The organism is Oscillibacter valericigenes (assembly GCF_021531915.1).
Lineage (GTDB): Bacteria > Bacillota > Clostridia > Oscillospirales > Oscillospiraceae > Oscillibacter > Oscillibacter valericigenes_A.
On the sequence record NZ_JAFBIV010000047.1, the window covers coordinates 1 to 692 of the forward strand.

General features: G+C 47.4%; 1 protein-coding gene. It reads right to left on the minus strand.

All coding sequences use genetic code 11. From position 1 onward, the window contains the following. Positions 1-13: 13 nt before the first annotated feature. On the minus strand, positions 14-692 hold a 679-nt coding region (locus JQM66_RS12440), incomplete at its 5' end, for an IS3 family transposase (RefSeq protein ID WP_235230181.1).

Here is a 692-nt window from a genome sequence, read left to right on the forward strand (position 1 = left end):
AATCAAAAATTGTTCAAGCAACCGAGAGGGCTTGTTGTCTGTGAAGTGCAGGCGGCAAGCCCTTTAGCGTTGCCTTGATACGGCGGTTGTTGTAGTAATCCAGATATTCAATCAATTCCTGTTTGAAGTGCTCCATGGATTCAAATTCTTGTAGATAGAGCAATTCGCTTTTAAGCAGGCCAAAGAAATTCTCCACCACAGCATTGTCCAGACAGTTTCCTTTCTGGCTCATGCTCTGCTGAATACCTTTCTTCTGGAGCATCCGCTGGTACTGTTTGTGCTGGTATTGCCAGCCCTGGTCGGAATGAAGGATCAGCCCGGTTCCATCCGGTATCTTCTCGAATGCCTTTTCCAGCATAGTTGTTACCATGTTCAGAACAGGCCGGTCTGAGATCGTATAGCTGACCAGATCACGGCTGCACAAATCAAGGATGGGTGAGAGATAGAGTTTCTCTCCAAACAAACTGAACTCTGTCACATCGGTGACCCACTTCTGGTTCGGCTTTTCGGCATGGAAGTCCCGGTTCAACAGATTTGGAGCAATCTTGCCTGTCTCGCCCTTGTATGAATGATATTTTTTCATCCTGACACGACAAACCAGGCCCAGCTCTTTCATGAGCCTCTGGACGGTCTTGTGGTTTAAGAGAATATTGCGGCTGCGTAGTTCTGTTGTAATGCGGCGGTAACCGTAT